The 25,248-nt window shown below is 41.9% G+C and carries 26 protein-coding genes and 2 riboswitches; of the genes, 5 read left to right on the top strand and 21 right to left on the bottom strand.

All coding sequences use genetic code 11. The features are described 5' to 3' along the window. Positions 1 to 17: 17 nt before the first annotated feature. A complete protein-coding gene (locus ACZ43M_RS11530; RefSeq protein ID WP_464507547.1) occupies positions 18 to 782 on the bottom strand; it encodes a beta-ketoacyl-ACP reductase in 765 nt (254 codons plus the stop codon). 192 nt (positions 783 to 974) lie between these two features. Then, positions 975 to 2,153 (bottom strand): acyl-CoA dehydrogenase family protein, encoded by a 1,179-nt coding sequence (locus ACZ43M_RS11525; RefSeq protein WP_464507546.1) that lies wholly within the window; start codon positions 2,151 to 2,153, stop codon positions 975 to 977. Positions 2,154 to 2,405: 252 nt separating this feature from the next. Here ACZ43M_RS11525 and ACZ43M_RS11520 point away from each other — a divergent pair, with 252 nt between their 5' ends. The 3 genes from ACZ43M_RS11520 to ACZ43M_RS11510 all read left to right on the top strand — a co-directional run bounded on the left by ACZ43M_RS11520 (position 2,406) and on the right by ACZ43M_RS11510 (position 4,646). Then, positions 2,406 to 2,558 (top strand): YpzG family protein, encoded by a 153-nt coding sequence (locus ACZ43M_RS11520; protein WP_464507545.1) that lies wholly within the window; start codon positions 2,406 to 2,408, stop codon positions 2,556 to 2,558. 175 nt (positions 2,559 to 2,733) lie between these two features. Then, entirely contained in the window at positions 2,734 to 3,237 is a 504-nt protein-coding gene (locus ACZ43M_RS11515; RefSeq protein ID WP_464507544.1) for an N-acetyltransferase family protein, read from the top strand. Positions 3,238 to 3,338: 101 nt separating this feature from the next. After that, positions 3,339 to 4,646, top strand: a complete 1,308-nt coding sequence (locus ACZ43M_RS11510; RefSeq protein ID WP_464507543.1) for an ATP-binding protein — start codon at positions 3,339 to 3,341, stop codon at positions 4,644 to 4,646. Positions 4,647 to 4,671: 25 nt separating this feature from the next. Here ACZ43M_RS11510 and ACZ43M_RS11505 read toward each other — a convergent pair whose 3' ends face one another. From ACZ43M_RS11505 to ACZ43M_RS11495, 3 genes are read right to left on the bottom strand one after another with little or no spacing between them, the layout of a single operon-like run. Further along, a complete protein-coding gene (locus tag ACZ43M_RS11505) occupies positions 4,672 to 5,808 on the bottom strand; it encodes a GerAB/ArcD/ProY family transporter (RefSeq protein WP_464507542.1) in 1,137 nt (378 codons plus the stop codon). Positions 5,809 to 5,829: 21 nt separating this feature from the next. Next, positions 5,830 to 7,041, bottom strand: a complete 1,212-nt coding sequence (locus ACZ43M_RS11500; RefSeq protein ID WP_464507541.1) for a Ger(x)C family spore germination protein — start codon at positions 7,039 to 7,041, stop codon at positions 5,830 to 5,832. Next, entirely contained in the window at positions 7,038 to 8,645 is a 1,608-nt protein-coding gene (locus tag ACZ43M_RS11495) for a spore germination protein (protein WP_464507540.1), read from the bottom strand. The genes ACZ43M_RS11500 and ACZ43M_RS11495 overlap by 4 nt, the downstream gene beginning before the upstream one ends. A gap of 134 nt (positions 8,646 to 8,779) precedes the next feature. On the opposite strand from ACZ43M_RS11495, the gene ACZ43M_RS11490 reads away from it, so the two are divergent. Beyond that, positions 8,780 to 9,040: a hypothetical protein gene (locus ACZ43M_RS11490; protein WP_464507539.1), complete on the top strand. Its 261-nt coding sequence runs from the start codon at positions 8,780 to 8,782 to the stop codon at positions 9,038 to 9,040. Between the two features lie 25 nt (positions 9,041 to 9,065). Here the strand turns inward: ACZ43M_RS11490 and ACZ43M_RS11485 are convergent, their stop codons facing one another. The 4 genes from ACZ43M_RS11485 to ACZ43M_RS11470 form a co-directional block, all read right to left on the bottom strand. After that, entirely contained in the window at positions 9,066 to 9,245 is a 180-nt protein-coding gene (locus ACZ43M_RS11485) for a hypothetical protein (RefSeq protein WP_464507538.1), read from the bottom strand. Positions 9,246 to 9,363: 118 nt separating this feature from the next. Then, a complete protein-coding gene (locus ACZ43M_RS11480; protein ID WP_464507537.1) occupies positions 9,364 to 10,581 on the bottom strand; it encodes an MDR family MFS transporter in 1,218 nt (405 codons plus the stop codon). 128 nt (positions 10,582 to 10,709) lie between these two features. Further along, positions 10,710 to 10,976: a phage holin gene (locus tag ACZ43M_RS11475; RefSeq protein ID WP_464507536.1), complete on the bottom strand. Its 267-nt coding sequence runs from the start codon at positions 10,974 to 10,976 to the stop codon at positions 10,710 to 10,712. A gap of 99 nt (positions 10,977 to 11,075) precedes the next feature. Beyond that, positions 11,076 to 11,534, bottom strand: coding sequence for an SAM-dependent methyltransferase (locus tag ACZ43M_RS11470; RefSeq protein ID WP_464507535.1), 459 nt, complete (start codon positions 11,532 to 11,534; stop codon positions 11,076 to 11,078). A gap of 200 nt (positions 11,535 to 11,734) precedes the next feature. On the opposite strand from ACZ43M_RS11470, the gene ACZ43M_RS11465 reads away from it, so the two are divergent. Next, positions 11,735 to 13,837 (top strand): transglycosylase domain-containing protein, encoded by a 2,103-nt coding sequence (locus tag ACZ43M_RS11465; protein ID WP_464507534.1) that lies wholly within the window; start codon positions 11,735 to 11,737, stop codon positions 13,835 to 13,837. A 19-nt stretch (positions 13,838 to 13,856) separates the two neighbouring features. On the opposite strand, the gene ACZ43M_RS11460 is transcribed toward ACZ43M_RS11465, so the two are convergent. The 12 genes from ACZ43M_RS11460 to ACZ43M_RS11405 form a co-directional block, all read right to left on the bottom strand. Beyond that, positions 13,857 to 14,441, bottom strand: coding sequence for an ECF transporter S component (locus tag ACZ43M_RS11460; RefSeq protein WP_464507533.1), 585 nt, complete (start codon positions 14,439 to 14,441; stop codon positions 13,857 to 13,859). Then, positions 14,438 to 15,100 carry a DUF4430 domain-containing protein gene (locus ACZ43M_RS11455; RefSeq protein WP_464507532.1) on the bottom strand — a complete coding sequence of 221 codons (663 nt, stop codon included), beginning with the start codon at positions 15,098 to 15,100 and terminating at the stop codon, positions 14,438 to 14,440. The genes ACZ43M_RS11460 and ACZ43M_RS11455 overlap by 4 nt, the downstream gene beginning before the upstream one ends. A 4-nt stretch (positions 15,101 to 15,104) precedes the next feature. Continuing rightward, positions 15,105 to 16,400: a prenyltransferase/squalene oxidase repeat-containing protein gene (locus tag ACZ43M_RS11450; RefSeq protein ID WP_464507531.1), complete on the bottom strand. Its 1,296-nt coding sequence runs from the start codon at positions 16,398 to 16,400 to the stop codon at positions 15,105 to 15,107. Positions 16,401 to 16,535: 135 nt separating this feature from the next. Further along, positions 16,536 to 16,724, bottom strand: a riboswitch (cobalamin riboswitch). Positions 16,725 to 16,834: 110 nt separating this feature from the next. Next, on the bottom strand, positions 16,835 to 17,305 hold the full coding sequence (gene ribH, locus ACZ43M_RS11445; RefSeq protein WP_464507530.1) for a 6,7-dimethyl-8-ribityllumazine synthase: 471 nt from the start codon (positions 17,303 to 17,305) through the stop codon (positions 16,835 to 16,837). A 20-nt stretch (positions 17,306 to 17,325) separates the two neighbouring features. Further along, positions 17,326 to 18,519, bottom strand: coding sequence for a bifunctional 3,4-dihydroxy-2-butanone-4-phosphate synthase/GTP cyclohydrolase II (locus ACZ43M_RS11440; RefSeq protein ID WP_464507529.1), 1,194 nt, complete (start codon positions 18,517 to 18,519; stop codon positions 17,326 to 17,328). Between the two features lie 24 nt (positions 18,520 to 18,543). Beyond that, on the bottom strand, positions 18,544 to 19,197 hold the full coding sequence (gene ribE / locus ACZ43M_RS11435) for a riboflavin synthase (RefSeq protein ID WP_464507528.1): 654 nt from the start codon (positions 19,195 to 19,197) through the stop codon (positions 18,544 to 18,546). 10 nt (positions 19,198 to 19,207) lie between these two features. Beyond that, positions 19,208 to 20,290 carry a bifunctional diaminohydroxyphosphoribosylaminopyrimidine deaminase/5-amino-6-(5-phosphoribosylamino)uracil reductase RibD gene (gene ribD / locus ACZ43M_RS11430; RefSeq protein ID WP_464507527.1) on the bottom strand — a complete coding sequence of 361 codons (1,083 nt, stop codon included), beginning with the start codon at positions 20,288 to 20,290 and terminating at the stop codon, positions 19,208 to 19,210. A 117-nt stretch (positions 20,291 to 20,407) separates the two neighbouring features. Beyond that, positions 20,408 to 20,556, bottom strand: a riboswitch (FMN riboswitch). Between the two features lie 90 nt (positions 20,557 to 20,646). After that, positions 20,647 to 21,114, bottom strand: a complete 468-nt coding sequence (locus ACZ43M_RS11425) for a GyrI-like domain-containing protein (RefSeq protein WP_464507526.1) — start codon at positions 21,112 to 21,114, stop codon at positions 20,647 to 20,649. A 168-nt stretch (positions 21,115 to 21,282) separates the two neighbouring features. Further along, positions 21,283 to 22,119, bottom strand: coding sequence for an SDR family oxidoreductase (locus ACZ43M_RS11420; RefSeq protein WP_464507525.1), 837 nt, complete (start codon positions 22,117 to 22,119; stop codon positions 21,283 to 21,285). Positions 22,120 to 22,246: 127 nt separating this feature from the next. Continuing rightward, positions 22,247 to 22,447, bottom strand: a complete 201-nt coding sequence (gene cspD, locus ACZ43M_RS11415; protein ID WP_464507524.1) for a cold-shock protein CspD — start codon at positions 22,445 to 22,447, stop codon at positions 22,247 to 22,249. 86 nt (positions 22,448 to 22,533) lie between these two features. Then, positions 22,534 to 23,271, bottom strand: a complete 738-nt coding sequence (locus ACZ43M_RS11410) for a Cof-type HAD-IIB family hydrolase (RefSeq protein WP_464507523.1) — start codon at positions 23,269 to 23,271, stop codon at positions 22,534 to 22,536. Between the two features lie 153 nt (positions 23,272 to 23,424). Further along, positions 23,425 to 25,140 (bottom strand): ABC transporter ATP-binding protein, encoded by a 1,716-nt coding sequence (locus ACZ43M_RS11405; RefSeq protein ID WP_464507522.1) that lies wholly within the window; start codon positions 25,138 to 25,140, stop codon positions 23,425 to 23,427. Between the last annotated feature and the right edge of the window lie 108 nt (positions 25,141 to 25,248).

The raw sequence follows: 25,248 nt of genomic DNA, 5'->3' as shown, positions 1-25,248 counted from the left end.
TATTTCACCTCATCCCATTAACATTTTGGTCCGCCGGCAACATAGATTACTTGACCATTTACAAACGATGATTTTTCATCGGCAAAGAATGCGACGGCATTGGCAATATCCGCTGGTTTACCGCTTCTGCCGACCGGAATTGCTGCAACACTTGCTTGAATCATTTGTTCGAAGGAAATTCCGATCCGTTCAGCTGTTGCTTTGGTCATATCTGTTTCGATAAATCCAGGGGCAACAGAGTTAGCCGTAATTCCATATCGGCCTAGTTCAAGTGCCAAAGTTTTTGTAAAGCCCTGTAAGCCTGCTTTTGCAGCAGCATAGTTGGCCTGACCGCGATTTCCAAGCGCAGAGGTGGAAGAAATATTGATGATACGGCCATATTTTTGCTCGACCATATACTTTTGGGCAGCGCGGGCGGCATTAAAGGAACCTTTCAAATGCACGTCCATAACTGTCTGCCAATCAGCGTCAGTCATTTTGAACAATAAGTTATCACGAATGACCCCGGCATTATTGACAAGAATATCAATACGCCCAAAGGCATCATGAGCTTCTTTTACAGCGGCTTCTACCTGGTCCGGGTCAACTACATTCGCGACCTTTGCATACACCTCATAGCCTTTCTCCTTTAATTCACTTGCTGTTTCACTTAATGCCTCTTCATTCAAGTCAATCAGCGCTACCTTTGCCCCTTCTTCGGCAAAAAGTTCAACAATCCCTTTGCCGATTCCGCGGCTTCCCCCGGTAACAAATGCTACTTTCCCTTCAAATCTTCCTGCCATTTCTGTATTCCTCCTCCATCACATGTTCTGTCTTTGTGTGAATTCTAGCTGCAGCGACTAGGGGCTCGAAGGTCTACAGCCAATCCGTCAAGAAGGATAAAAAACATCCTTCTGCGCCGGCTCGTCTTATGCCTGTCGCCCCTGGTCAAGGCGCTTTCGCTTTATATATTAGATAACGCTTTCAAAATTCCTTTAAATATATTGACCTATTTTCACATGACCTTTGATGAGGTTACGGGATATGATCATTCTTTGAATTTCGTCTGTACCGTCATAAATTCTCCACAGACGGGCTTCGCGGTACCAGCGCTCAATTGGCAATTCTCTTGTGTATCCCATGCCGCCATGGATTTGCATCACTTTATCAACGACACGATTACCCATGTTCGCTCCATACAGCTTGGCCATTGAAGCCAAATGACGGTTATCTTCGCCTTGGTCCAAAGTCCAGGCAGCATTTAGAACGAGCCATCTTGCTGCTTCAATATCGACAGCACTATCGGCAATCATCCATTGAATGGCTTGGCGTTCGGCAATTGGTTTACCGAAAGTCACACGCTCTTTGGCATAATCAATCGCCATTTGCAGCAGCCGTTCTGCTGTACCAACAGCTCTCGCGCCGACAACCCATCTCGCAAAACCGATCCACTCAAGGCCAAGATTATAGCCCTTATGCAATTCACCGAGAATGTTTTCTTCAGGAACGCGTACATTATCAAATACTAGGCCGGCTGGACCCCATTCTCCCATGGTATGTATATACTCTGATTTCCAGCCCATGTCGCGATCCACGATGAAGCAGGTTACCCCTTCCCGTCCTCTTGTTTTTTGATGCATTTCTTTGTCAGTAATGGCAATTGCCATAACAAAGTCAGCTTCATTTCCACCAGTAATAAAGGTTTTCTCACCATTTAATACCCATTCATTTCCATCTTTGACAGCAGTCATTTTAATATTTTGCGTATCAGAACCTGCACCTGGCTCAGTCATCGCAAAACAGGATTTCTTTTCGCCATTAATTGTTGGAATCAGGTATTTTTTCTTTTGGTCTTCATTACCATAATAAAGGATATTGTCCGCCGAGCCTCCGAAAGAAAACGGAACAAACGTTTTGGAAATTTCCATGTAAACAAGCGCCATCATCATTTGGCCAAGATTAGCGCCGCCGTATTCTTCAGGAGTATTGATTCCCCAGAAACCAGCTTCTTTTGCTTTTAATTGCAGTTCTTTTAATTTACCTGGAGGCAGGCTTGGCTTTCCTTCCCGCTCATTTCGTAACACATCGTTTTCAAGCGGAATAAGCTCTTTTTCAACAAACTTTCTGATTGTTTGCTGTACCATTTTCTGTTCATCTGTTAGACGTAAATGCATTTCATTCACTCCTTTATTTTTTCTGGTAATCTAGTAAATTAGCTGCATTAAAATAATATGTTAAAGTTTCTAATAACATACCTACCGGTTGGTATGTAATTTTATTTTATTTGGAAATTTCAGAAAATACAAGCCAAAATTTATAAAAAAATAAATTTTTCCATTTTGACTAATTTTACGTTATTTTACAAATGATAAACTTGATATTCCTAACCGAATATCCGTTTCAAAATCCGCTGATGAGGTGATTTGATGAGCTACAGAGAGCGTTTAGATTCACACTCGGATATGTTTGTCAAAACCTGGACAAGGCCGAAGCGCCAAAAATCTCAGGTGAATGGCGAAACGCAAATGTCGCAAAACAACATCATCTTAAGGAGTAATGCCAAGGCCCATCGCTGGTAGGTCCTAGGCCAAAGAAACGTAAACCGGAAGCAGGAGTACCTGCATCCAATCTGAAAAACCTTTTCTCAGGGACAATGGACCGGGAAAAGGTTTTTCCACTTTTCATGAAAGCTGTATTGATTTCGCCCGCTTCAGGGTTTACCATAAATCTATTATTGTTTAGGAGTGTAACGTTATGTTTGAAGGATTCTTAATTAGAGATGCAAAAGTAAACGATTTGCCAGCAATCGTAGAAATTTACAATACAACCATTTCCAGTAGAATGGTGACAGCTGATACCGAACCGATTGAGGTTGAAAACAGGCTGCCTTGGTTTCATGACCATTCTCCCTCCTTTCGTCCACTTTGGGTTGTTGAAGATCAAGGAAAAGTTTGCGCTTGGCTTAGCTTTCAATCGTTTTATGGCCGGCCAGCCTACAATGGAACGGCTGAAATCAGCATATATATTCATCCGGACTATCGCGGCAAAAAACTGGGGAAATATCTGATCCAAAAGGCAATCGATGCCTGCCCGGACCTGAACATTAAAACCTTGCTCGGGTTTGTTTTTGCCCATAACGAGCCAAGTCTAAAGCTATTTGAAAGCTTTGGCTTTGAAAAATGGGCCCATCTTCCAGGGGTTGCAGAATTGGATCAAGTTGAAAGGGATTTGGTGATTCTTGGCAAAAGAATTTATTAATTCCCAAAAAATAATATTCAACTATAATCCATTGTCTAGTAATATATTATAGAGGGAAATTTAATGAAATGAATCCATTTACATGAATGGGAGATATTTACATGCATAAAAAAAGGCTGATCGTTCTCTACTTTTTTACTAGTTTAATTTGGATATATGGTTCTAATTATATAATAGAGTTCTTCGTTTCTCCAGCATTCGAGGATGCGGTAGAAAGGACTAAGGAAGTTATTTATGTTGTCGTTACCGGGGGATTTCTCTATTTTTTCATGAACAAAAGCAAAGAATTAAACGAGTCAAAACGGGACCAGGAACGCCTGTCTACGTTAATTAACTCAATGGTCGATTTTGTCAACTTTAAAGATGGCGAAGGCAGATGGATTGAAGCAAATGAATGCGGATTAAAATTATTTCAACTTGATCATGTTGATTATCGCGGTAAAAAGGATTCCGAATTGGCACAGTATACCGATTTTTATGGTGAGGCGCTTAAAAATTGTGAAGTTACTGATGAAGAGGCATGGAGAAATAAAAAAATTACCCGAATTGAAGAAGTTCTTCCTCTTCACGATGGGTCAACAAAAATCTTTGACACCATAAAGGTCCCGCTGTTTAATCATGATGGCTCAAGGCAGGGACTTGTCATCATTGGACGCGATATTACAGAAAGAAGAGAAATGGTGAAACAACTCGAGGAAAGAGAAGAACGGCTGCGCAGGACAGAAAAATTGTCAGTTGTCGGTGAACTAGCTGCGAGTGTAGCACATGAAATCCGAAATCCGCTTACTTCCTTAAAAGGCTTCGTGCAGCTGCTTCAGGTAGAAGATCCTAAGCACCAAATGTACTATCGTATTATGCATGATGAATTAAATCGCATTAATTTCATTGTCGGTGAGCTTTTATTATTGGCAAAACCTCAGTTGGTTAAATTTTCAACCGTTGAACTGCAAAAATTATTACATGATGTCATTTCATTACTATCGACGGAAGCCAGCTTATATAATGTGCAAATAGAGTTCCAGTTCTCTGATGAAGATATCTTAATTGAATGTGAACCGAACCAGCTGAAGCAATTATTTATTAATATCATCAAAAATGCTATTGAAGCATCGATAAATGGCGGTACCGTTTCGATTCTAATGAACAAGTGTGAAGACGACAACGTCTCCATTTTGGTACAGGACAATGGCTGTGGTATTTCTGAAGAAAGATTAGAAAAAATTGGCGAACCGTTTTATTCGTCAAAGGAAAAAGGAACCGGATTGGGATTGACAGTCAGCTTTAAAATCGTCCAGTCCCATATGGGAACCATACAGTTTGACAGCCAGAAAAACCTGGGGACATCCGTCTCGGTCATTTTGCCACTGACACAGACTAATCGTCAAAAAAACGATCAAAAAACTGCCTAGGATGATTCCGCCCTTGGCAGTTTTTTTATGCGCCCGCCCCATCAGCTGTATGTGTAGAGCCTTTGGCCATCCTCTTTTTCTTGTTCCTCAAGTAAGCAACTCCCAAAAGAATGACAGGAATGATTATTTGAAATGGCCAATGGAGATAAATTGGTACGACTTCGAGCCCCTCTTTAATATGCTCCACATAATTGGGGGCAATAGCCATCGCTGTTAATAAAATGATGACACCTATCGGCAGGCTTATTGTTTGATGTTTTTCAAACTTAAAAATATCCGTCGTTCCCATTACGGCCGCGTAATAAAAAATCGCTACTTTAATAAAGCCGGCAATCATCAAATAAAGCATGAACAAAACATCCAGCCGCTCGATAAAATTGGCGAGCTCAATTTTTCCTACTGTAGAGAGAAGTGGATAGGGAGATCGGACGAACAAATCTACCCCAAGCGTCGCGATATTGACCACAGCTGCAATAATAATATTCACCCCACTAAGTACCATCGCAATTAAGCAAATCCGCCTCGCTTTCTTTGGACGGTTCACATAGGGGAGCAGCATCGTGAAAACAATCATTTCACCAAATGGAAAAGTTAATGTCTGATTCAATGTCGTTTTGATAATAGGCATCCATCCATTTTCGAACATCGGTTTTAAATTTTCCAGATGAATTAATCCCGAAAAGATGATGAGAACAAAGCCAAGGATCGCCATGAAATAGACTACCGCAAAGAAAAGCTCCCCCACTCGGGCAATTACTTCAAACCCTTTATAAATAGCATAGGCAATCGTTAGAATCAGCATGGTCATGATAAAGAACACAGGGGTACTTGTATAAATTGTCGATGTTAACAGTTCTCCAAAATCTCTCAATACTCTTGCGGAAAGATAGATAAAATACACAATATAAAAAAAACCAAGTGCCCGTCCTGGCCATTTTCCGATAATTTTTTGGAGATAACTGGTTAGCGGAAGGTCGGGGTAAAACAAAAACAACCGGTGATACACAAAAAATAACGCCAATCCGCCAACCATTCCCAGTAAAATGGCTATCCAGGCATCCTGCTTTAAATTCCCAGCTAAGCCTACGAGTATCGCGCTGCCCATTTCAAATACCACAACAAGAACAAACAGCTGGTTTGTGCTGATTTTCGCTTTTTCCATGCCCTTTCTCCCCTTTGCTGCTTATTTATCCATATTCTTCCAAAAAGGGTTATTTCTTACACCAGATTCACGATAGAAAGCATTGACCTTTACTTCAAAATCCATTTCGGCGAATTGCTGCGGCCAATTCTTCTTCACCTTTTTCCAATAGGCAGGGTTTGAGCGGTGAAGACTTTCACCAAACCCGAAGATGTCCGCCTTATATTTTTGGACTTGGCGAATAGCTGACTCGATTTCATTCTTAATTTTTTCAGCGGCTTTTTTCTCAAATTCCTCAGTACTTTGTGGATCCATTAGATCTGTTGCAACATTTACTTCACTAAGTCTAAAAATCGTTTCAGTTTTTATTGCGGCGAAAGGTTCTCCGTTTTTTACGCTCACTTTCACTTCCGTATCAGCCAAATAGGGTGTCACACTTACAGCATCTTTTTTTCCTTTTAAATCAAAGTCAATGTAGGTTCCCTTCATTTCCTTCAACACCCAAAGCGCACCGCGAGCTTTTTCATCAGTTAACCAACCTGCCAATTTTCCTTTGCGGAAAACGGCAAGTCCATCCGATACTATCATAGCTTTCGGTTTCGTCGTATTAATATTTTCAGTTGATGTTCCTTTCTCTGCTTTTCCCACAAGTTTAAAACCGCTCATCATCGCTTCCTTCCCTGCACTTACAATACCAGATAGGACATCATCAACTGAAATTTTAAAACTTTCACCTAACCTTTCATGAGTCGCTTCCAAGGTTTTAGTAAATTTATTAACAGGCAGCTTATCAAGATTTGTTAGGATTGAGTTCAAGTCCCCTGCCTTCACATTTTTCACAACTATCATATTAGTAGTTGTGCGGAATTCGGGATCTCGGTCCAATGAATCCAATATATCTAGAATCCCTTCTTTTGCCAGCTCCTCACTAATTAATAGAATATTGGTATGTGCGAAATACAGCACCCTTGGAATATGTCTCTCTGCTAGTCGAGCGGCCTCTGTTATCGTATTTCCTGAAGTCTTATAAGTGACAACCGGCGGACCTTGACCACCACCGCCCCCGCTAAAGGCTGTTACATTAGAGGGTACTACAACTTGAAAGGTAACATCATATTTCTTCCCATTTGTTCCCTTATCAATCCCCATCCCCATTACAATGGCCAAATCAGTCAATTCACGCTGGTTCCAGCAGCCTCCCAGCAGCGGGGTCAGAATCAGGATTATCAAAACTGGCATTATCCCTTTTTTCATGATTGTTCCCCCTTCGAGCCTTGCTCGTTATTGTCTGATGGAGGCTGAGGCTTCTGGTCCTTCCCAGTCCTGACGAGATTGCCTTCACTGATAAACTTTGGCCGTTTTTTCATCGCCCAAATTGGATAACGAATAAATACATCCTGCTGGTTTTCAGGGTTAAACGGAGCTAATGGTGACATGTACGGAACCCCAAATGACCGCAATGAACACAAATGGATAGCCATAATCATCAAACCTATCGCAATTCCATACAAGCCAATGAAAGCTGCGAGAACCATTAGAGCAAATCGAAGTAGTCTTGCAGAAATGGCCATCGCAAAAACAGGTGTAGAAAAATTGGCGATGGCTGTAACAGAGACAACGATAACCATGACTGGAGAAACAATACTGGCTTCTACTGCTGCTTGACCGATTACCAATGCGCCTACAATGGAAACGGCCTGCCCGACCGCCCTTGGGAGTCGGAGACCTGCTTCCCGCAAGACCTCAAAGACTAATTCCATTGCCAAAGCTTCAACGAAGGCTGGAAAAGGGACGTTCTCCCGCTGCGCCGCAATGGCAATCGCAAAAGTTGTCGGAATCATCTCCTGATGAAAGGTTGTAGCGGCTATATACAGGGATGGACCGACAAGCGCAATTAAAAAAGCTACGATTCTTAAAAGGCGGATTCCGGTTGAAAGATCAAAACGTGAATAATAATCATCCGGAGCCTGAAAAAATTGAACAAATAACGCGGGTACAGTCAATACAAACGGACTTCCATCGACGATGATTGCTATTCTGCCTTCAAGCAGCTGTGAAGATATTACATCCGGCCGCTCTGAATGATAGGTGGTCGGAAAAGAAGTCCAAGTTTGGTCTTCAATCAGCTGTTCAATATATCCTGAATCCAAAATGGCATCCATATTAATGCGGTTTAACCTTTTCCTTACCTCATCCACGATTTTTTCATTGGCAATCCCTTTTACATATAAGATTGCAATATCAGTCTGAGAAACGGTTCCGATTTTCATTGGCTCTACCCATAAATTAGGGCTTTTGATCCTTCTCCGGATTAAGGCAGTGTTAGTCCTAAGTATCTCCGTAAAAGAATCCTTAGGGCCACGAATAGCAAGCTGCTGGGTTGGTTCTGAAACAGCTCGCCGATCGCCTCCCCTTGTTTCGCCGCTAATCGCTTTATTATATCCATTCAAAAAAATCAGCGTACAACCCGATAATAACAAATCATATAATTCATTCCAATTTTTTACCGTTTTTATTGATCCTAGAGCGACGGTTTTGTCCAGAACAAACTGAAATAAATCAAAAGCATTGTCCTCCTCCGTCACGTTCGTTTCCATGAAGGTTTCTAAAAGATAATCGCTGATTCCCTTGCCGTCAACTAGACCGTCGATAAAGGCAATGGCACCGCGATGTTGACCAATCTTAATTTCCCTAGTTACCAGGTCGGAGCTATTGCCCATTTCCCCTTTAATTCTCGAGATATTTTCTTGATAATCCCGACGAATTAATAATTCACCTGGTTGTGATGGATCCTGCCTTTGTCGTAAATTATCATTTTGCTTTGGTTGTTTATTCTTTAATAGTTTGGATAGTTTCAACAATCATTCCGCCCCACTTATCGCACACAATAATTATGGTTATGTTAACCAATTTGTCTTGTATTATCCATTAGGAACAGAAAATGCATATTATCCTTATATCCAGAAACAATATGGACAAAAAGGGTGGAAACATGAAAACAATCCTTGTCTTCTCGCTCCTAGCTATATCCACTTTTTTGCTCGTTATTATAATGGACTTTTTGATGAATTTCAGCCTTTCAAACCTCTTATGGAAACAACTGAAACCCTTTAAAGTAACAGAAATGACAGAAACTGTTATTTTAGGGCTATTTGCACTGTATTTTGTTACAAAGGCCATAGTCGGTTTTCTAAAAAAGAAGCAGAATCAACAATCCTCGCAACAAACCAAAAACGAAAACTCGCCATCATAAGAAGGCGAGTTTTCTGAAATGCTTATTATAATTGAACATCTTTTTCTCTCCGTGATTTCCAGCCTTTGAACCACACTACCATCTTCCCAATCCCTATCCTAGTCTTGGAATGTTTTTTCCCATATACATAACGATTCCAAACATAATAAAGTAATTCCTCAAATACAATCAAGCTAACAAAAAATGCCGCAATCCAATAGACCATTTCTCAAGACCTCTTTTCCAAAAGGATAGTTCATCCTATTCAAAAAATTGATGAGGAATTCCGACATTCTGCTACTCTATGATTTTATTTTAACAAATATCCTGTATTTTTGAAAATATTAGACAATTTTAGCATTTATTGTTTTATTTTTTTCGTAAATTTTATTCCCTGCGGTAAAGAACATCATGCTGCTTAGTGTGACTGCCGATATAATCCAGAACATCCATTGACCATGCAAATGGGTAAACAGTAAGCCTCCGAAAATGGGCCCAAGGAAGTTTCCAATCTTTCGAAACTGACCTGCACCGAAATAGGTACCCCGCAAATGTTCCGGGGCCAACTGATCCATCATCATATTATTGGCTGGAAAAATTAAAATTTCACCAATAGTTAAAAGTGCCATAGCCAAGATAGCAGTAACCCATCCGCTTACAAAGCTAAAGCCAACTAAACCGGCAGCAATAAAAATGGCTCCAAAGACCATACCTTGCATGAGGCTGAATCTTTCGGCAAAATGGCTGATGGGCATCTGCAAAAATACCACCATTACCGCATTAATTGTAAGGAGCACCGAGAAAATCACCACACCATTCTCCAACGATACCTCCAGGAATTGGGGCAGGTTTGAATCTACTTGCACATAACCGATATTGGTTAATATAATCCCGATGACTAAAAATCTTAACGCCTTATCTGCCTTGATAATTTTAAATGCATCTGTAAAGGATACTGTCTTCTTATTTAGTTCAAGTTTAGCTATGCCCAGTTTCTTCATTAACATTGACAGCACTACCGCATAAAGCAAATAGGTTGTTCCAGTAATGGCGAAGGAAATGTCGGCAGATGAATTGGCCAAAAAGGCACCGATAAGCGGACCAACAGATGCCCCGATATTCATCGCCGTATATCGAAGAGAATATACTTTCATCCGGAGCTTTTTTTCTGTCAAATCAGCCATTAATGCCTGGGCGGTTGGTTCAAAAAATGAACCGCAAAGTCCATTTAACGCGTTAAGCAGGATAAACCACCCCTGGCTGTCAGCGTTCATAAAACCATAGTAGACAAACGCAAGCGCAAAAAGAGCTGTTAACATGACGGGTTTGCGGCCGAATCGGTCAGACAGATGTCCGCCGATAAACCCTCCGACTGTTGCCATTAACGGACTCATCCCAACCGTTAATCCGATAATAACGGGGGATATTTCCATATGTCTCGATAAATATATGGACAGAAACGGGATCGTCATATAGGCAGAGCCTCTTGATAGCACAGTACCGATTAATAAAACCAAGACAATGGGGTGAAATTGCTTGAAATAGCTGCTAACTTTGTACATATGTAACTCCTCTTAAATGGAAAGACTATTTTTCTAGTTAACTATTTTAACCCAAAAAAGTAAAGATTTTTACCTCAGCCCCTTTCACATGTGAAAAGTCAGTTCCAGTTGGAACTGACTTAATGTGATTAATTTGGATCTTTGTATTGCAGTGCCCGTTGGCTGTCACCATATCCTTTGGTGGTAGGATCCTGGACAATTCCCAGCATGGACAGCAGGACAAAGACTGCATTCACAAGGGTAATTACCCATTCTTGCAGGGCATCGGAAATTTGAAAATCAGTTATACCTAGAGAGTTTAACCCGCCTAATACAAATTGAGCGACAATAAACAATTGCGCTATAAAAGCAATGACCCAATTACGGTTCCGGAATCGTACTTTCCAGTTAATCATTAGTCCATCCCCTTCCTAATATGCTAAACTTCCTTTCTATTAACATATGCAGTGATGGAAAATGGTTGTCCACGAATGTCATAGGTTATTAAATTTTATCTATTTCCAGTAATTCACCATAAGCTGTTTTGACCAATCCGGTTGGGTCACTTCTTCCCTTGGCAAAAACTCCTTCATAACTGGCTTAATGTCAATAATTGGTGTTCCATCGATTGCGTCCAATCCGGAGACAAATAGTTTTCTCCCCTCACACTTAATCAGTTTTACAACCGTGGTTCCCAACTTGTTTGGCTGATTTTTGCCTCTTTGAGCAAAAATCCCAACCTTTGGCCATGACTTGTTATTCCTTGGGTGCCTTGCCCCATATTGAATCCTTTCGTCACTGACAAGATGAAACAGATAGATGATTTCCAAATGGGAAAAAGCTTGAATCCCATCCAAGCTACTTTCGTCCAAATCAGTCGCCAACTCAATAACAGACGTGACATCCCCCCAGTAGTCATCCTCTACTTCCTTACGGCTATTTACAACAGTACCAATTGGATTCACGGTAAACATATAGCTCCCCCCTCATGTTCCTAACCAAATTATACCAGGCAACAAACAGCATAGAAATTATTCAGTTTTAATCAACCCCGATAAGATTTTCTTATAGTAAAAGAGGAAAAATAGTATCAAAAAGGCTTTTGTTGGTCTTTTGTGGGAACAATATTTATAATATAGAAAGCAAAAATCGTAATTAAGGTTAGGAGAATACTATGGACAAGCTGCGCCCTTTCTGGGAAATGGTCGTCACTTTCTGGAAACGAAAACATCTTACACAAATTTTGCTGTTAGTCGGGCTGGTTGTTGTGCTTTCAACCATTTCGTATTTTGGCTGGCTTGCCTCTAGAGCAAATGTTCAATCATTAAAAGAAGGCTTGAGTCAGCCTACGGTCATTTATGATCATACCGGCAATGTGGCCACCAATGTCGCCACCAATCGGACAAAAGGTGTGAACATCGAACAGCTGCCGAAATATGTCCCTAATGCTGTAGTGGCTATTGAAGATGAACGGTTTTATCAGCATAGCGGTTTTGATATCAAGGGTATTGCCAGGGCATTCTTTGGCAATTTATTTGCTGGCCGAATAACTGGCGGTGGCAGCACGCTAACCCAACAGCTTACAAAAAACGCCCTGCTATCGCCGGAGCGAACATACAAGCGAAAAGCTGAGGAATTATTTTTGGCAGTAAAAATTGAAAAGGTCTATTCAAAGGATGAAATCCTGCAAATGTATTTAAATCAGGTCTACTTTGGCAGCGGCGCCTGGGGCATTGGCAATGCTTCAAAGAAATACTTCAATAAAGATATTAAAGATGTGTCGATTAGTGAAGCAGCCATGCTGGCAGGACTACTACATGCTCCGAATTATCTTGACCCTTATCGCAATTATGATGAGGCCATGAAACGCCGAAATGTTGTGTTGGATAAAATGAAAGAGCATGGCATGATTACCGCAGAACAGTCTGATCAGGCGAAAAAGGAAAAAATCCGCCTTCATGATGGCGGCGGCTCCTTTGTGGAACGAAAATATCCATACTATGTCGATGCCGTGTTAAATGAGGCCATCTCCAAATACGGGCTGACTCAGGATGAAATTTTAACAAGAGGTTATCGAATCTATACCGAGCTGGATTCAAATCTTCAGGCTGGACTTGAGAAAGTCTATGCCAATAAAGCCCTATTCCCAAGGGGAAAAGGCGAGGCAATCGTCCAAAGCGGTTCCGTGTTAATGGACCCTTCCTCTGGCGGTGTCCGTGCACTTGTTGGCGGCCGCGGTGAGCAGGTGTTCCGCGGATTTAATCGGGCAACACAGTTAAAGGCACAGCCGGGGTCAACGATTAAGCCGCTGGCCGTTTATACTCCAGCACTTGAGGAAGGCTATACCTTTGATTCAGAACTAGTAGATGAGCCTACTTCATTTGGAGATTATAAACCAGAAAACTTTTCAAAAACTACTCAAGGAAAGGTGCCAATGTATAAGGCATTGGAAGACTCTTTAAATATTCCTGCCGTCTGGCTGTTGAATGAGATTGGTTTGAACAAAGGGCTGGATTCATTAAAACGCTTCGGGATTCCGATTGAAAAACAGGATGAAAATCTAGCCATCGCACTTGGCGGGATGAGCAAAGGGGTTTCGCCGTTACAAATGGCCAATGCCTTTTCCACATTCCCAAATGGCGGCAAACGGCAGGATAGCCATTTGATTACTAAAATTGTTGGGCCGACCGGAAATATTGTTGCCGAGCATCAGGCGAAAACAACAAAAGTGACTTCTGAAAAAACAGCTGACGAAATTACCGCCATGCTGTTAAATGTGGTCGAAACTGGAACGGGGCGAAAAGCCCATATCCCCGGGGTACAGCTTGCCGGAAAAACCGGCTCTACTCAGCTTCCCTACAACGATATCAATGGGACAAAGGATCAATGGATGGTTGGTTACACGCCGAATCTTGTCGGTGCAATCTGGATTGGCTTTGACCAGACGGATCGGGAGCATTACTTACCAAGTTCAAGCTCATCAAATGTTGTTCCGATTTTCAGAGAAATCATGAGGTCATCCACACAAAACCTGCCAAAAGAATCCTTTGCCGTCGTATCCGTGAATGCCCGTCTGGCAGGTGAATCAAATCCAGGCCGGAGCATCCAAGACCAGGCGGAAGAAATTGGCAAAGAACTAAATGAAAATGCCAAGAAAATTGGGAGCACTATTAAAGAACGGGCGCCTGAATGGAAAGAAAACTTAAATAAAGTCATTTATAATATCGGCGAAGCGGTAGATTCAGTTATAGTTAAACTGCAGGAGCTGAAAAAGTAGCACGCCGGATATCGGCGTGCTATTTATTATCAACTAAATCTACCGGCTTCTCATAAAACGTTTTATCTTTATATTTCTGTAACATTTTTACAATAACCGGTCCCAGAGTTAAATAAAATAAAAAGTTTCCTGCTGCATGATACAAATCCATGGGAATACCCCTTAAATAATAAACCCAAAATGCTGCAGGCCCGCCTATAAATAAAACATTAAGCGACACCATAAAACCAAAGAACAGCCCTGTTAAACCAGAGTATACGGATATAATAATCGGAGGAATTTTTTCATAAAATCTCCCGAACGTGCCCGAGATTATGGCAATGCTGCCCCAAGCAATCAATTGCATGACGATAAATGGGCCAAATCCCAGTACCAGGTTTGAACCAAATACAGTTAAAAAGGCAACGATTAAACCAAATCGAACTCCATAAACCAAGGCAGCACATATTATGATTACAGTGGATGGCTGAACATTTGGGATTGCACTCATATAAATCCTGCCTACAATACTTAGGGTGGATAGACAGGCCATCAGGGTCATATTTCTTAAGGTGAAAAGCCTCACTCCCCTTGGCTTTAACATCGAACCGATACTATTCATCATTTATCCTCCCTAAAATCAAGGACATAACTCCACTCAATTGTATCCCCCGGGTTTACATCTTTTACACCTGATGACCGATCCCCTTTCACACCATTTATCCTGTAACTCCAGCCACTATAAGGCCCCTTGTCAAACTCACGCCAATCTCCAACGGCCTTGGTATAGAGCATCGCTCCTGAACCGGTGTTTTCCAGCTTCAATCCTGCTTCGTTACACGCTTGTATTAGCACATCAGCGGCTTTTGTTTGATCGTCTATCGCTATTTTCCTAGGGGCAAGTAAATAACCTTCTGGTGTTTTTACTGACACGGTTACTGTGTCCTCTTTCATTTCTTCCTTTGGTGTTGTTTCAGCAGTAATGTTGTTAGAAGCCTGTTGCGTTTGAGCTGATTTTTGTTGTTCAGTATCATTTGTTATTACTTTAACTGACGAAGTTTCCCCTGTCGTCTTAGCGGTTGCAGCAGCTGCTAAAGCAGTTCCTGCCACATCTTCATTTTTTTGAACAGTAGTCTCGTCTTGTTGAACCTGACTTACCTGTGGCGTGGTGGTGGTTGTCGTAATCGTTTTGCCGGGAGAATAGCCGTATAGGGCATAGCCAATGCCGCCTATAACCATTAACCAAGCCACAATATCACCGAGGATTTTTTGCCAGCCTTTCATGTTGTTACACCCCCAAGAACTTTCTTCTTAATACTAAAGCAATTGCACCAATAAGCGCTGTCGTCCCCCCAACCTTTAGATTATTGGAGTTAAACGTACCGCCATCTTTCTCAACCTTTACCTCGACCTTTGGTTCCCCCGCAACAGCTGGTGCAGCTGCAGGCTGTTGAACGATAATCACTTGCGGCTGCGTTGGTGCATTGCCTGCTGTGCCTGCTGTGCCTGTGTTGTTATTTTTAATGATTTCCCTAATAGTCTCTTTTGTTGACTGAGCAACTGGTAACTTTGAAACGTCTGTACTCGGTGTGACATAAACAGTATTATTGTTGTTAACAATTGGTGAGGATGGAACCGGCGCTTCTGGCAAAGACGGGTCCTCGTTCTCTTGGTAAGGGAAACTAAAAAGATGATCACCCACTTTAAATTTGTCATATGCCACTAAAGCCTGATAAACTTGCTCATTCGAAAAAGAATCTTCTTCAGAGCCCATCGTATATTTATAACCACCATTACTAGTCTCATAGGTGAATAAGTGATTAACCGGATTATTATTGTTTTTCATAAACTCCGCAGATGTTGGGTCTACCCCAATACTTGATAATCCAATCACGATTTGCGCTGTAGAATTAGAGTTTTCATTGCCCCAACTTATAAAACCTGCGTTATCTGTTTCTTCCGCCTTTATATAGGAAACTGCATTATTTATATCCGATTTCACGACAGGATTTGATTTATGTTTCCCTAACGCAGTTAGTACCATTCCAGTAGTATCAGGGTCAGCAGGGTCTGTTGTTACCCCGGCCCAGTTCCAACCGCCGCCCGTTGAATCCATGTTCGTAATCTTGTCAATGAGTTTTGCCTTGGTCCATACTGCATCTTCGGGAATACTGTAATCAGCACTGTCGAAGGCAATTAATGCATATACATACGCAGTTAATGTATTGAGCGTTGTATCGTTGTAAGCTTTTTTAATCAGATCTTGACCTTCGAAATTAGTTGGTTCCAAACCTAATGCACGAACTGCCAAGATTGTTTTGTGAAGATTGGGCCCTGCTAATTCACTGCTATTTACTCTATTTTTTAATACTGTTAAATACGCTGCCTTATTTGACTCTGTCATTTTTCCAGCTTTTAAAAGTGAAATTGCCAGTAAATCAAAGTTAAAATCAAACTCACCAGCTTGGACATGTTGTGCGGTGGAGGAAACTTTCATGGAAACATCCTCGGCCGCTGCTGCATTGAAAGGTATAACGATGGCAAGGGCCAAAGTTAAGACCCAAATAAATGTTGCTTTTTTCATTTTCTTCTCTCCTTTTTTGTTAATAACAAAAATGGCATAAAAAAATCCTCCTATCAATCAAGGAGGAAGTGTTATGTATGGCAAGAAACAAACAATAAAAGTTTCTAGCGTAACACTCCCCTATCCGCGTAGGTTTTTGGTGTTTGAAAACAGGCAGGTTTCCTGGCTCATGGTCATCGCTCCCTATGCCTTCCCATCTTTCGACAGTGACAATTTATAGGTTGCTCCCATTTACAGTGGCGGGACCGCGTTGGCTTCTAACCAACTTCCCTATTAAGCTAAGAGTCTCGTTAAGACTTTAGCACCTGTTTTTTAATGATATTTTTATGCTTCTTTTATTATAGTAAAAAATAGATCGTATTGTATATGTTTTTTATAAATATATTTTGGGGCAGCTATTTGCCAGTCTACCCCGCCATTTCGATTAAATTTGTTTATTGGTCAAAACCCCTGCATAAATTTGCCATCTCAATCGCCGTTGTTGCGGCCTCCCAGCCTTTATTTCCTGCCTTGGTGCCGGCCCGTTCAATTGCCTGTTCAATGGAATCGGTTGTCAAGACACCAAAGGTCACAGGAATCCCACTATTTAGTCCTGCTGCCGAAACTCCCTTAGCAGCTTCATTGCAGACATAATCAAAATGTGGTGTGGCTCCGCGAATGACCGCCCCAAGAGTGATGACTGCATCATACTTTTTGCTATTTGCCATTTTTTGCGCAATGAAGGGTATTTCAAAAGCACCCGGAACCCAGGCAACATCGACATCTGCCTCACTGACGCCATGTCTTTTCAATGCATCCTCAGCACCGCTCAATAACTTGCCTGTAATAAACTCATTAAAACGTCCGACAACAATCCCGACTTTAAGACCTGATCCTACTAAATTTCCTTCAAATATTTGTCCCATGTTACTATTCCTCCAATTTTTTAATAATATAAAAGGTGGCCAAGTTTATCATGCTTTGTCCTTAGGTAGCGTTCATTTTCTGGTTTCATTTCCATCTGCAGCGGCACCCGATCGACAACTTCAAGATCATAACCCTTCAATCCCTTGATTTTGCGAGGGTTATTGGTCAAGAGCATCATCTTTTTAATACCCAAGTCTTTTAGGATTTGTGCGCCAATGCCATATTCACGCAAGTCTGCGCCAAATCCCAGTTTTTCATTTGCTTCAACCGTATCATAGCCTTGCTCCTGCAGCTTGTAGGCACGCAGTTTATTCAAAAGTCCAATACCGCGTCCCTCCTGTCGCATATAGAGGAGGACCCCATTACCGGCCTTTTCAATTTGATTTAAGGCTGCATGCAGCTGTGGACCGCAGTCACAGCGATAAGAACCGAACACATCCCCAGTCAGGCATTCGGAATGGACGCGGACAAGAATTGGCAGCTCCGGATCGATTTCTCCTTTTACCAGGGCGACATGCTCTTTATCATCCACCAGATTCGAATATCCAACCGCTTTAAATTCGCCAAATTCTGTCGGCAGCTTTATTTCTACTTCACGCTTAACTAATTTGTCCTTTTTGTTCCGATATTCAATTAAATCTTTAATCGTTATCATTTTCAGGTTAAGTTTATCGGCAATTTTTCTTAGTTGGGGAACACGTGCCATCGTGCCATCCTCATTCATGATTTCACATATGACTCCCGCTGGTTTCGCCCCGCATAACTTTGCCAGGTCGACTGCCGCTTCAGTATGTCCCGTTCTTCTTAGGACTCCACCTTTTTTCGCAATAAGCGGGAAAATATGCCCCGGTCGTTTAAAATCTACAGCCTTGGCTTCCGGGTCGAGCATGCTCAAAACAGTTCCAGACCGTTCAAAGGCCGATATCCCCGTGGTGGAAAGCTTATGGTCAATACTTACCGTAAAGGCAGTTCCATGAGGATCAGTGTTTTTTGACACCATCGGAAATAAATCGAGTTTTTGCGCCAGCTCTTCCTCAACTGGAACACATAAAAGTCCTCGCCCATGAGTTACCATCAAGTTAATGACTTCTGGGGTGGCCTTTTCCGCCAGAGATACAAAATCCCCTTCATTTTCTCTGTCCTCATCATCACATACAATGATGACTTTTCCTTGTTTTAACTCATCCAGTGCGTCCACAATGGAATCAAACATGCCTCATCACTCCTTCTCTCGAGTTCAAAAACCATTTTCTTCTAAAAACTTGGCGGTAATTCCGGATTTAGATTGTAGCTGGTTCTTAGTTTGATTTTTTAAAAAATGACCGACATATTTGCCAATCATGTCGCATTCCAGGTTGACGATATCGCCAGTACCCTTCTGCCCCAATACGGTTTCCGACAACGTATGGGGGATCAGAGACAGAGTAAAGCTATTCTCCGATACGCCGAAAACCGTCAAGCTTGTCCCGTCCACGGCAATTGAGCCCCGTTGAATCACGTATTGCAATAACTCAGAGGCTGTTTCAATTTCATAATAAACAGCATTCTCAAGTGCTTCCTTGCTCATAATGATTCCAGTGCCATCGATATGACCGCTGACAAAATGCCCGCCAAACCGGCCGCCTGCTCCCATCGCCCGTTCTAGATTTACTTTAGATCCGCGAGTTAATGTTTGTAAGCTTGTCGCCTTAACCGTTTCCGGCATAACATCAACGGTAAAGCGAGTTCCCGTGAAAGATGTAACCGTCAGGCACACACCGTTCACGGCAATGCTGTCACCAAGATGAACGTCCTCCAAGACTTTTTTTGCCGTGATTGTCATAACAAAGGATTTTCCCGTGCGCTGAATATTTTCCATTATTCCAATTTCTTCAATTATTCCGGTAAACATACACCTTCTCCTATCTTGGTTCCGCTATGACCCTGATGTCCGAGCCAATTATGTCCACGTGCCGAAACGTTAAATCAACCACATCCGACATGTTTGGGATCCCTTCACCGCCAACTGAACTGGGAGCAAGTTTGCCGCCGATCAGTTTTGGGGCAATATAAGCGATTATTTGCTGAAAAGCTTTTTCTTTTAAAAAACTGCCATGTACTTCGGCACCGCCCTCGACAAAGACAGAACTGATTCCGCGCTGTCCCAACACCTCCAGCATGTCTTTGATACAAATTAGGCTATTGTCCATTTTTATTATTTCAATTCCTGCTTTACGGAATACCGCCTCTCGATTTTCATCAACCTCACCACCGGTAATGATCCAAGTAGGCGCTTGGTTATCGGTAATGATATTGGCGTCAATCGGTGTCCTTAATTTGGTATCAATGATGATGCGGATGGGATTTTTTCCACCTGAGGGCAGTCTTGTTGTTAACGTTGGATTATCTTTTATAACGGTATTGACTCCAACTAATATCGCATCATGAATATGGCGGAATTGATGGACATCTTTCCGTGCTGCTTCTCCGGTAATCCACTTGCTTTCTCCTGTGGCCGTAGCGGTTTTCCCATCCAGGCTGACTGCATATTTCAAGGTCACGAATGGCAGCCCCGTTTGGATGTTATAAAAAAACACCTTGTTTAAATCCTGGGCTTCCTGCTGTAATAAGCCAACTTCAACCTGGATTCCGGCCTGCCTCATCATTTCAATTCCCCGCCCGGCAACCTGGGGATTGGGGTCGGTGGTGGCTACAAAGACTTTTTTAATTCCGGTTTTGATAACCAAATTCGAGCAAGGCGGTGTTTTGCCGAAATGACTGCATGGTTCAAGTGTGACATAAAGGGTGGCATCTTTTGCTTTATCGCCGGCCATGCGAATAGCGTGTACTTCAGCGTGGGGCTCACCAGCTTTCAAATGGGCCCCCATCCCAATGATTTGATTGTCCTTTACAACAACGGCCCCAACTACCGGATTGGGTGTTGTTTGCCCTAATGTTCCTTTGGCAAAGGTTAATGCCAAATTCATGTAGTGTGTATCATCCATTTTTCCTGCTCCTTTACACGAAAAAAACCCCTGAAGTATTCCTTCAGGGGTTAGAAAAATGACAATAACAAACTAAGGCTTAAAAATAAGCATTTTTTTGCAAATTTTTAAACCTGTCTTATCCTTCTCCCATCCAGACTTTAACTGTCGGCTCCGGAATTACACCAGATCCACCGTTTAACCAAAGGTTAACCGGGTCACGGACTAAGAAGCTATATTGCTTCATCACCGCCGGTTCGGAATTTCACCGCACCCCGAAGGAATATTCAATTAAATATGTATAGTATACCCTATTAAGATTTAAATAGGAAATGAAATGCATAAAAGAGAAGGCAAAGCCTCCTCCATTCTATAATCTATTTATATACTCTTACCGGCAAATATATTTCGAAACGAAGATTGCCGTCAGCGTTTTGATGCTTAAATTCCTCTTTGTATATTTCCAGACTTAGGGCATTCTGATCTTGTTCATAACCGTATTCCTGCATCCACTTAAACATTTGCAGGTATGTATTTTCAACGTCCTCGGGTCTTCCAACATGAGTAGAAAACACATAATTCTTTGGTGGTATTGTGAAACCAATCATACCATCAGGAACCTGCTCAATTTTTTCGACAGGAGCGGTCACATAATAGGTAAATTCTGTTTCCCTGCTATGAAAGGGCGCAATCAACACTGGTTCCTCCGCCTTATGCGGAATTTCCTCAAGACGCTGCTCTAATTCCGTAAACATACCGGGAATCGTACTTGTTTGAGAATACGTCCCATTCCAGCTAATACCTACTACTTTTAGACTATCTTTTTCTACTACTTTTATATCCATGTAAAGCCCCCCCTTTTGTACTATCTTATTTTTATAATTCTCATAATATCCGCAAAATCCTGCTAAAAGAATTCGACTTTTTTCTATATTCGCTATTTTAGAAAAATTTGGTATAATTTAACATTTATGATTGAATTGGCTACTAGAGAAAATAAAGGGGTCATTGGTTCATTTTGGAAGCCTTTTTGAAAAAATAGCTTCCCACCGTTTCCAAGGGAGAAGGTTTTTTAGGATAATGATACTTTTGACTCCTTTACCGATTGGATAGCGAAGGGATGGGGCTTTCATTATTGCAACTTCGGCGATTTTATTTGCTACTTCCTGTGGGTCCCCATACTGGTCAGCACTCGACTCAATATACTTTTCAAGATTTCTCATCAATGTAAAGTAAGGCGATTCTTCTGGGGAACTGGTGACCTGTTTTCCGGAAGTCCATATATTTGTTTTGTAAGATCCAGGTTCAATTAACACAACATCTACACCAAAAGGCTTCATTTCCAGGCGGAGGCTTTCACTCCACCCCTCCAGTGCATGTTTGGAGGCGACATATGGCGATAATCCTGGGAACGCAACAATTCCGCTGATGCTGCTTACGTTTATGATTTTTCCCTGTCTTTGGGTCCGCATAAACGGCAGCACAGTCTTCGTTACAGCGATTACCCCGAAAACGTTCGTTTCAAATTGCTTTCTGTATTCATCGGCGGAGAGTTCCTCGACAAACCCTCCTGCCGCGTATCCGGCGTTATTCACAAGGACATCAACCCTGCCGAGTGATTCTAGCAGCGGTTTTAATGTCGTTACTGAAGCTTCTGAGGTGACATCGAGTTCATGGATGATGATTCTTCGTTCCAGGTTTTGGTCCGCTGCTTGTGTTAATAATTTCTGACCTTTAGCAGGATTACGCATTGTTGCCACCACTTTGAATCCTTCTCGAGCCAGCGCCAATGTCGTGAGCAGTCCAAATCCACTCGAAGCTCCGGTAACTATTGCAATTCGTTCGTTCATACATGCCGCCTCCTTTTTTTCTATTATAGAATGATTTAGGGGCGAACGCGGATATAATTGTCCTAAAAACGATAATTACCCATTTAAAAAAACAGACCCCACAATGGAGTCTGTTTGATTAAGAACCTTAACCTTTACGAACATTAACAGCCTGGGGCCCGCGTTGTCCATTTTCAATCTCAAATGTAACCTCTTGACCCTCTTCCAAAGATTTGTACCCTTCTCCTTGAATCGCGGAGAAATGGACAAATACATCATCGCCGCCCTCACGTTCAATAAAGCCAAAGCCCTTTTCACTGTTAAACCATTTTACCTTGCCATGTTCCATTTTAATGTAGCCTCCCACGTGTAAATAAGCATTCAAAAAATGCTTATTTATAGGCTTCCCGTTTCAATTATTTTTATACCGAAAAATTAATCTTCTGTTAATACCCATTTCCGAATAGCCTTGGCCACTCCATCTTCTTCATTTGAAGCGGTAACCCAATCGGCAGCTTCTTTCACGGTGTCCTGTGCATTTCCCATGGCCACACCGACACCAGCCTCAACGATCATCGCTAAATCATTCAAACTGTCTCCAACCGCCATGACATTTTTCATTTCTATGCCCAGTCGGCTGCAGACAATTTCGAGGCCTTTTGCTTTGCTGATGCCAATAGGGTTTACCTCGATATTTTTCAAAGTGGAATTACTCAGTTCGAATTCCCCTTTTGCCTTAAGCTCATTCGAAATGAGTTCTCTTGCGGCATCGTCATCAACGTTAAAACCGAATTTCAACCATTCAACAGTATATAAATCCTCCGGCATTTCATTATGCCAGCTTCGCTCCGTATCGATTGCCCAGAAGGTCGCACCATGCTCGCGAGCCAGCTTGAGCATCCATTCAATACGGTCGGTTTTGAGCAAATTTCGTTCAACCAATTCGCGTTTCTCATCCCATATTTCGCTGCCGTTGACTGTTACCAAGTAAGAAGCAAGCCCTAATTCATCAGCATGCGGCCTGCAATGATGAATGGGTCTTCCTGTACTAAGCACAACATGAATCCCTCTATCTTGCGCTTCCTTAATTGCTTGGCGATTTGCCTCTGTTATTTCATGATTTTCATTTAACAATGTTCCATCCATATCAAGCGCAATTAATTTTATCTCCATAGCTTCCTTTATGTCCCCCTTTTGAAAATTTCCATATACAAGCTTACCATGTTTATTATTTAAGAATCAAAAATTGCACTCAGTTAACATAATGTAATTATGAAATCGCATCAACAAACCCTGCAAAAATTGATTGCAGGGTTCATACAAAAATTATTGTTGAAATTGTACACGGTGCAGGTTGGCAAATATTCCACCCTGTTCAATTAATTCATCATGTGCCCCTTCCTCGGCAATTCCATCTTCGGTTATGACCACAATTCGGTCTGCGTTTCGGATGGTGGCCAAACGGTGGGCAATGATTAATGTCGTCCGGTCCTGTGCGAGTTCATTGAGCGCTTGCTGGATGACCTTTTCTGTCTCGGTATCCAATGCGGAAGTGGCTTCATCCAAAATTAATATCGGCGGGTTTTTCAAGAACATCCGCGCAATCGCCAACCGCTGCTTTTGCCCTCCAGACAGCTTTAAGCCCCGCTCGCCAATTTCTGTTTCAAAGCCATCCGGCAAAGAAGCAATAAATTGTTCTAGATGGGCTCGACGGGCGGCTTCATAAATCTCCTCATCAGTTGCATCTCGTTTTCCATAAGCAATATTTTCTCTGATCGTTCCGGTAAAAAGAAACACATCCTGCTGGACGATTCCGATTTGTGACCGCAATGACTTTTTCGTCATGTTCCGAATATCCAAACCGTCAATTGTAATAGCACCGCTGTTCACATCGTAAAATCTTGGAATCAGGGAACAAATCGTGGTCTTTCCGGCACCTGAAGGTCCGACAAAGGCAACCGTTTCCCCGGCCTGAATCTGCATATTAATATTTTCCAAAACAGCCTTATGGCGGTCATAGCGGAAAGATACATCATGAAATGCAATATTTCCGTTTAGTGAGGCAACTTCCACGGCGTCCTTGGTGTCTTTAACTTCGGGTTGTGAATCAATCAGCTCCGTGAAACGTTTAAATCCGGCCATCCCTTTTGGAAACAATTCCATGATGGCGCTGATTTTATCGATTGGTTTCACCAAAACATTCACATAAAGGACAAATCCGACCAATTCACCGTATGATAGTTGACCCGTGAAACTGAGCCAGGCACCGTACACCAACACAATGATGGTAATCAATCTGGTCATCATGTAAATTCCGGACAGACTAACCGACATGACGCGATAGCCGCCCAGCTTGGCCGCGCGATATTTGCGGTTGTTTTTTCTAAATCGCTCAATCTCAAAATCTTCATTTGTAAAAGATTGTACGACACGGCTTCCTGAAACACTGTCCTCTACCCGGGCATTCACGTCAGCAATGCTTGAATACATGTTGGACCATGCTTTATTCATCTTCAAGTTGCAAACCACAACCAACAGTATTAACAGTGGCAAAATCAAAAGAACAGACAGCGCCAATTTGACATTGATGGTAAACATAATCCAAAAAGCTCCAATAAATGTCATGAATGCGATAAACACATCTTCCGGGCCGTGGTGTGCAAGTTCGCCTAGGTCAAATAAGTCATTGGTAATCCGGCTCATGATATGCCCTGTTTTGGTGTTATCGAAAAAGCGGAACGACTGCTTTTGGACATGCTCAAACAATTCCTGCCGCATGTCTGTTTCAATATTAATGCCGAGTTTATGTCCCCAATAGTTGACAATGAACTGCAAAAACGTACTGATTAAATATAATGATAATAGCCCGATACTGACCGACACAATGGCTGGCCAATCGCTTTCCGGGAGCAGGTCGTCAATAAACCATTGTACTGCGAGCGGAAAGGCCAATTCCAGAATCGCTACGACCACCGCACTGCTAAAGTCTAGAATAAACAGCTTTTTATGCGGTTTATAATAAGAAAAGAAACGTCGAATCATGAAATATCCCCTTTGTCTATAGATGCAACAATTTTGATTATATGAAAAAATGTATTACTTTTTCAAGAATTTAGAATCTTTGAAAAAGCAAAAGAAAACATTTGAACA

This window comes from Neobacillus sp. B24 (assembly GCF_055381825.1).
The sequence above is the reverse complement of the archived record's forward strand: the minus strand, read 5'-3'. Positions and strand labels throughout refer to the sequence as shown.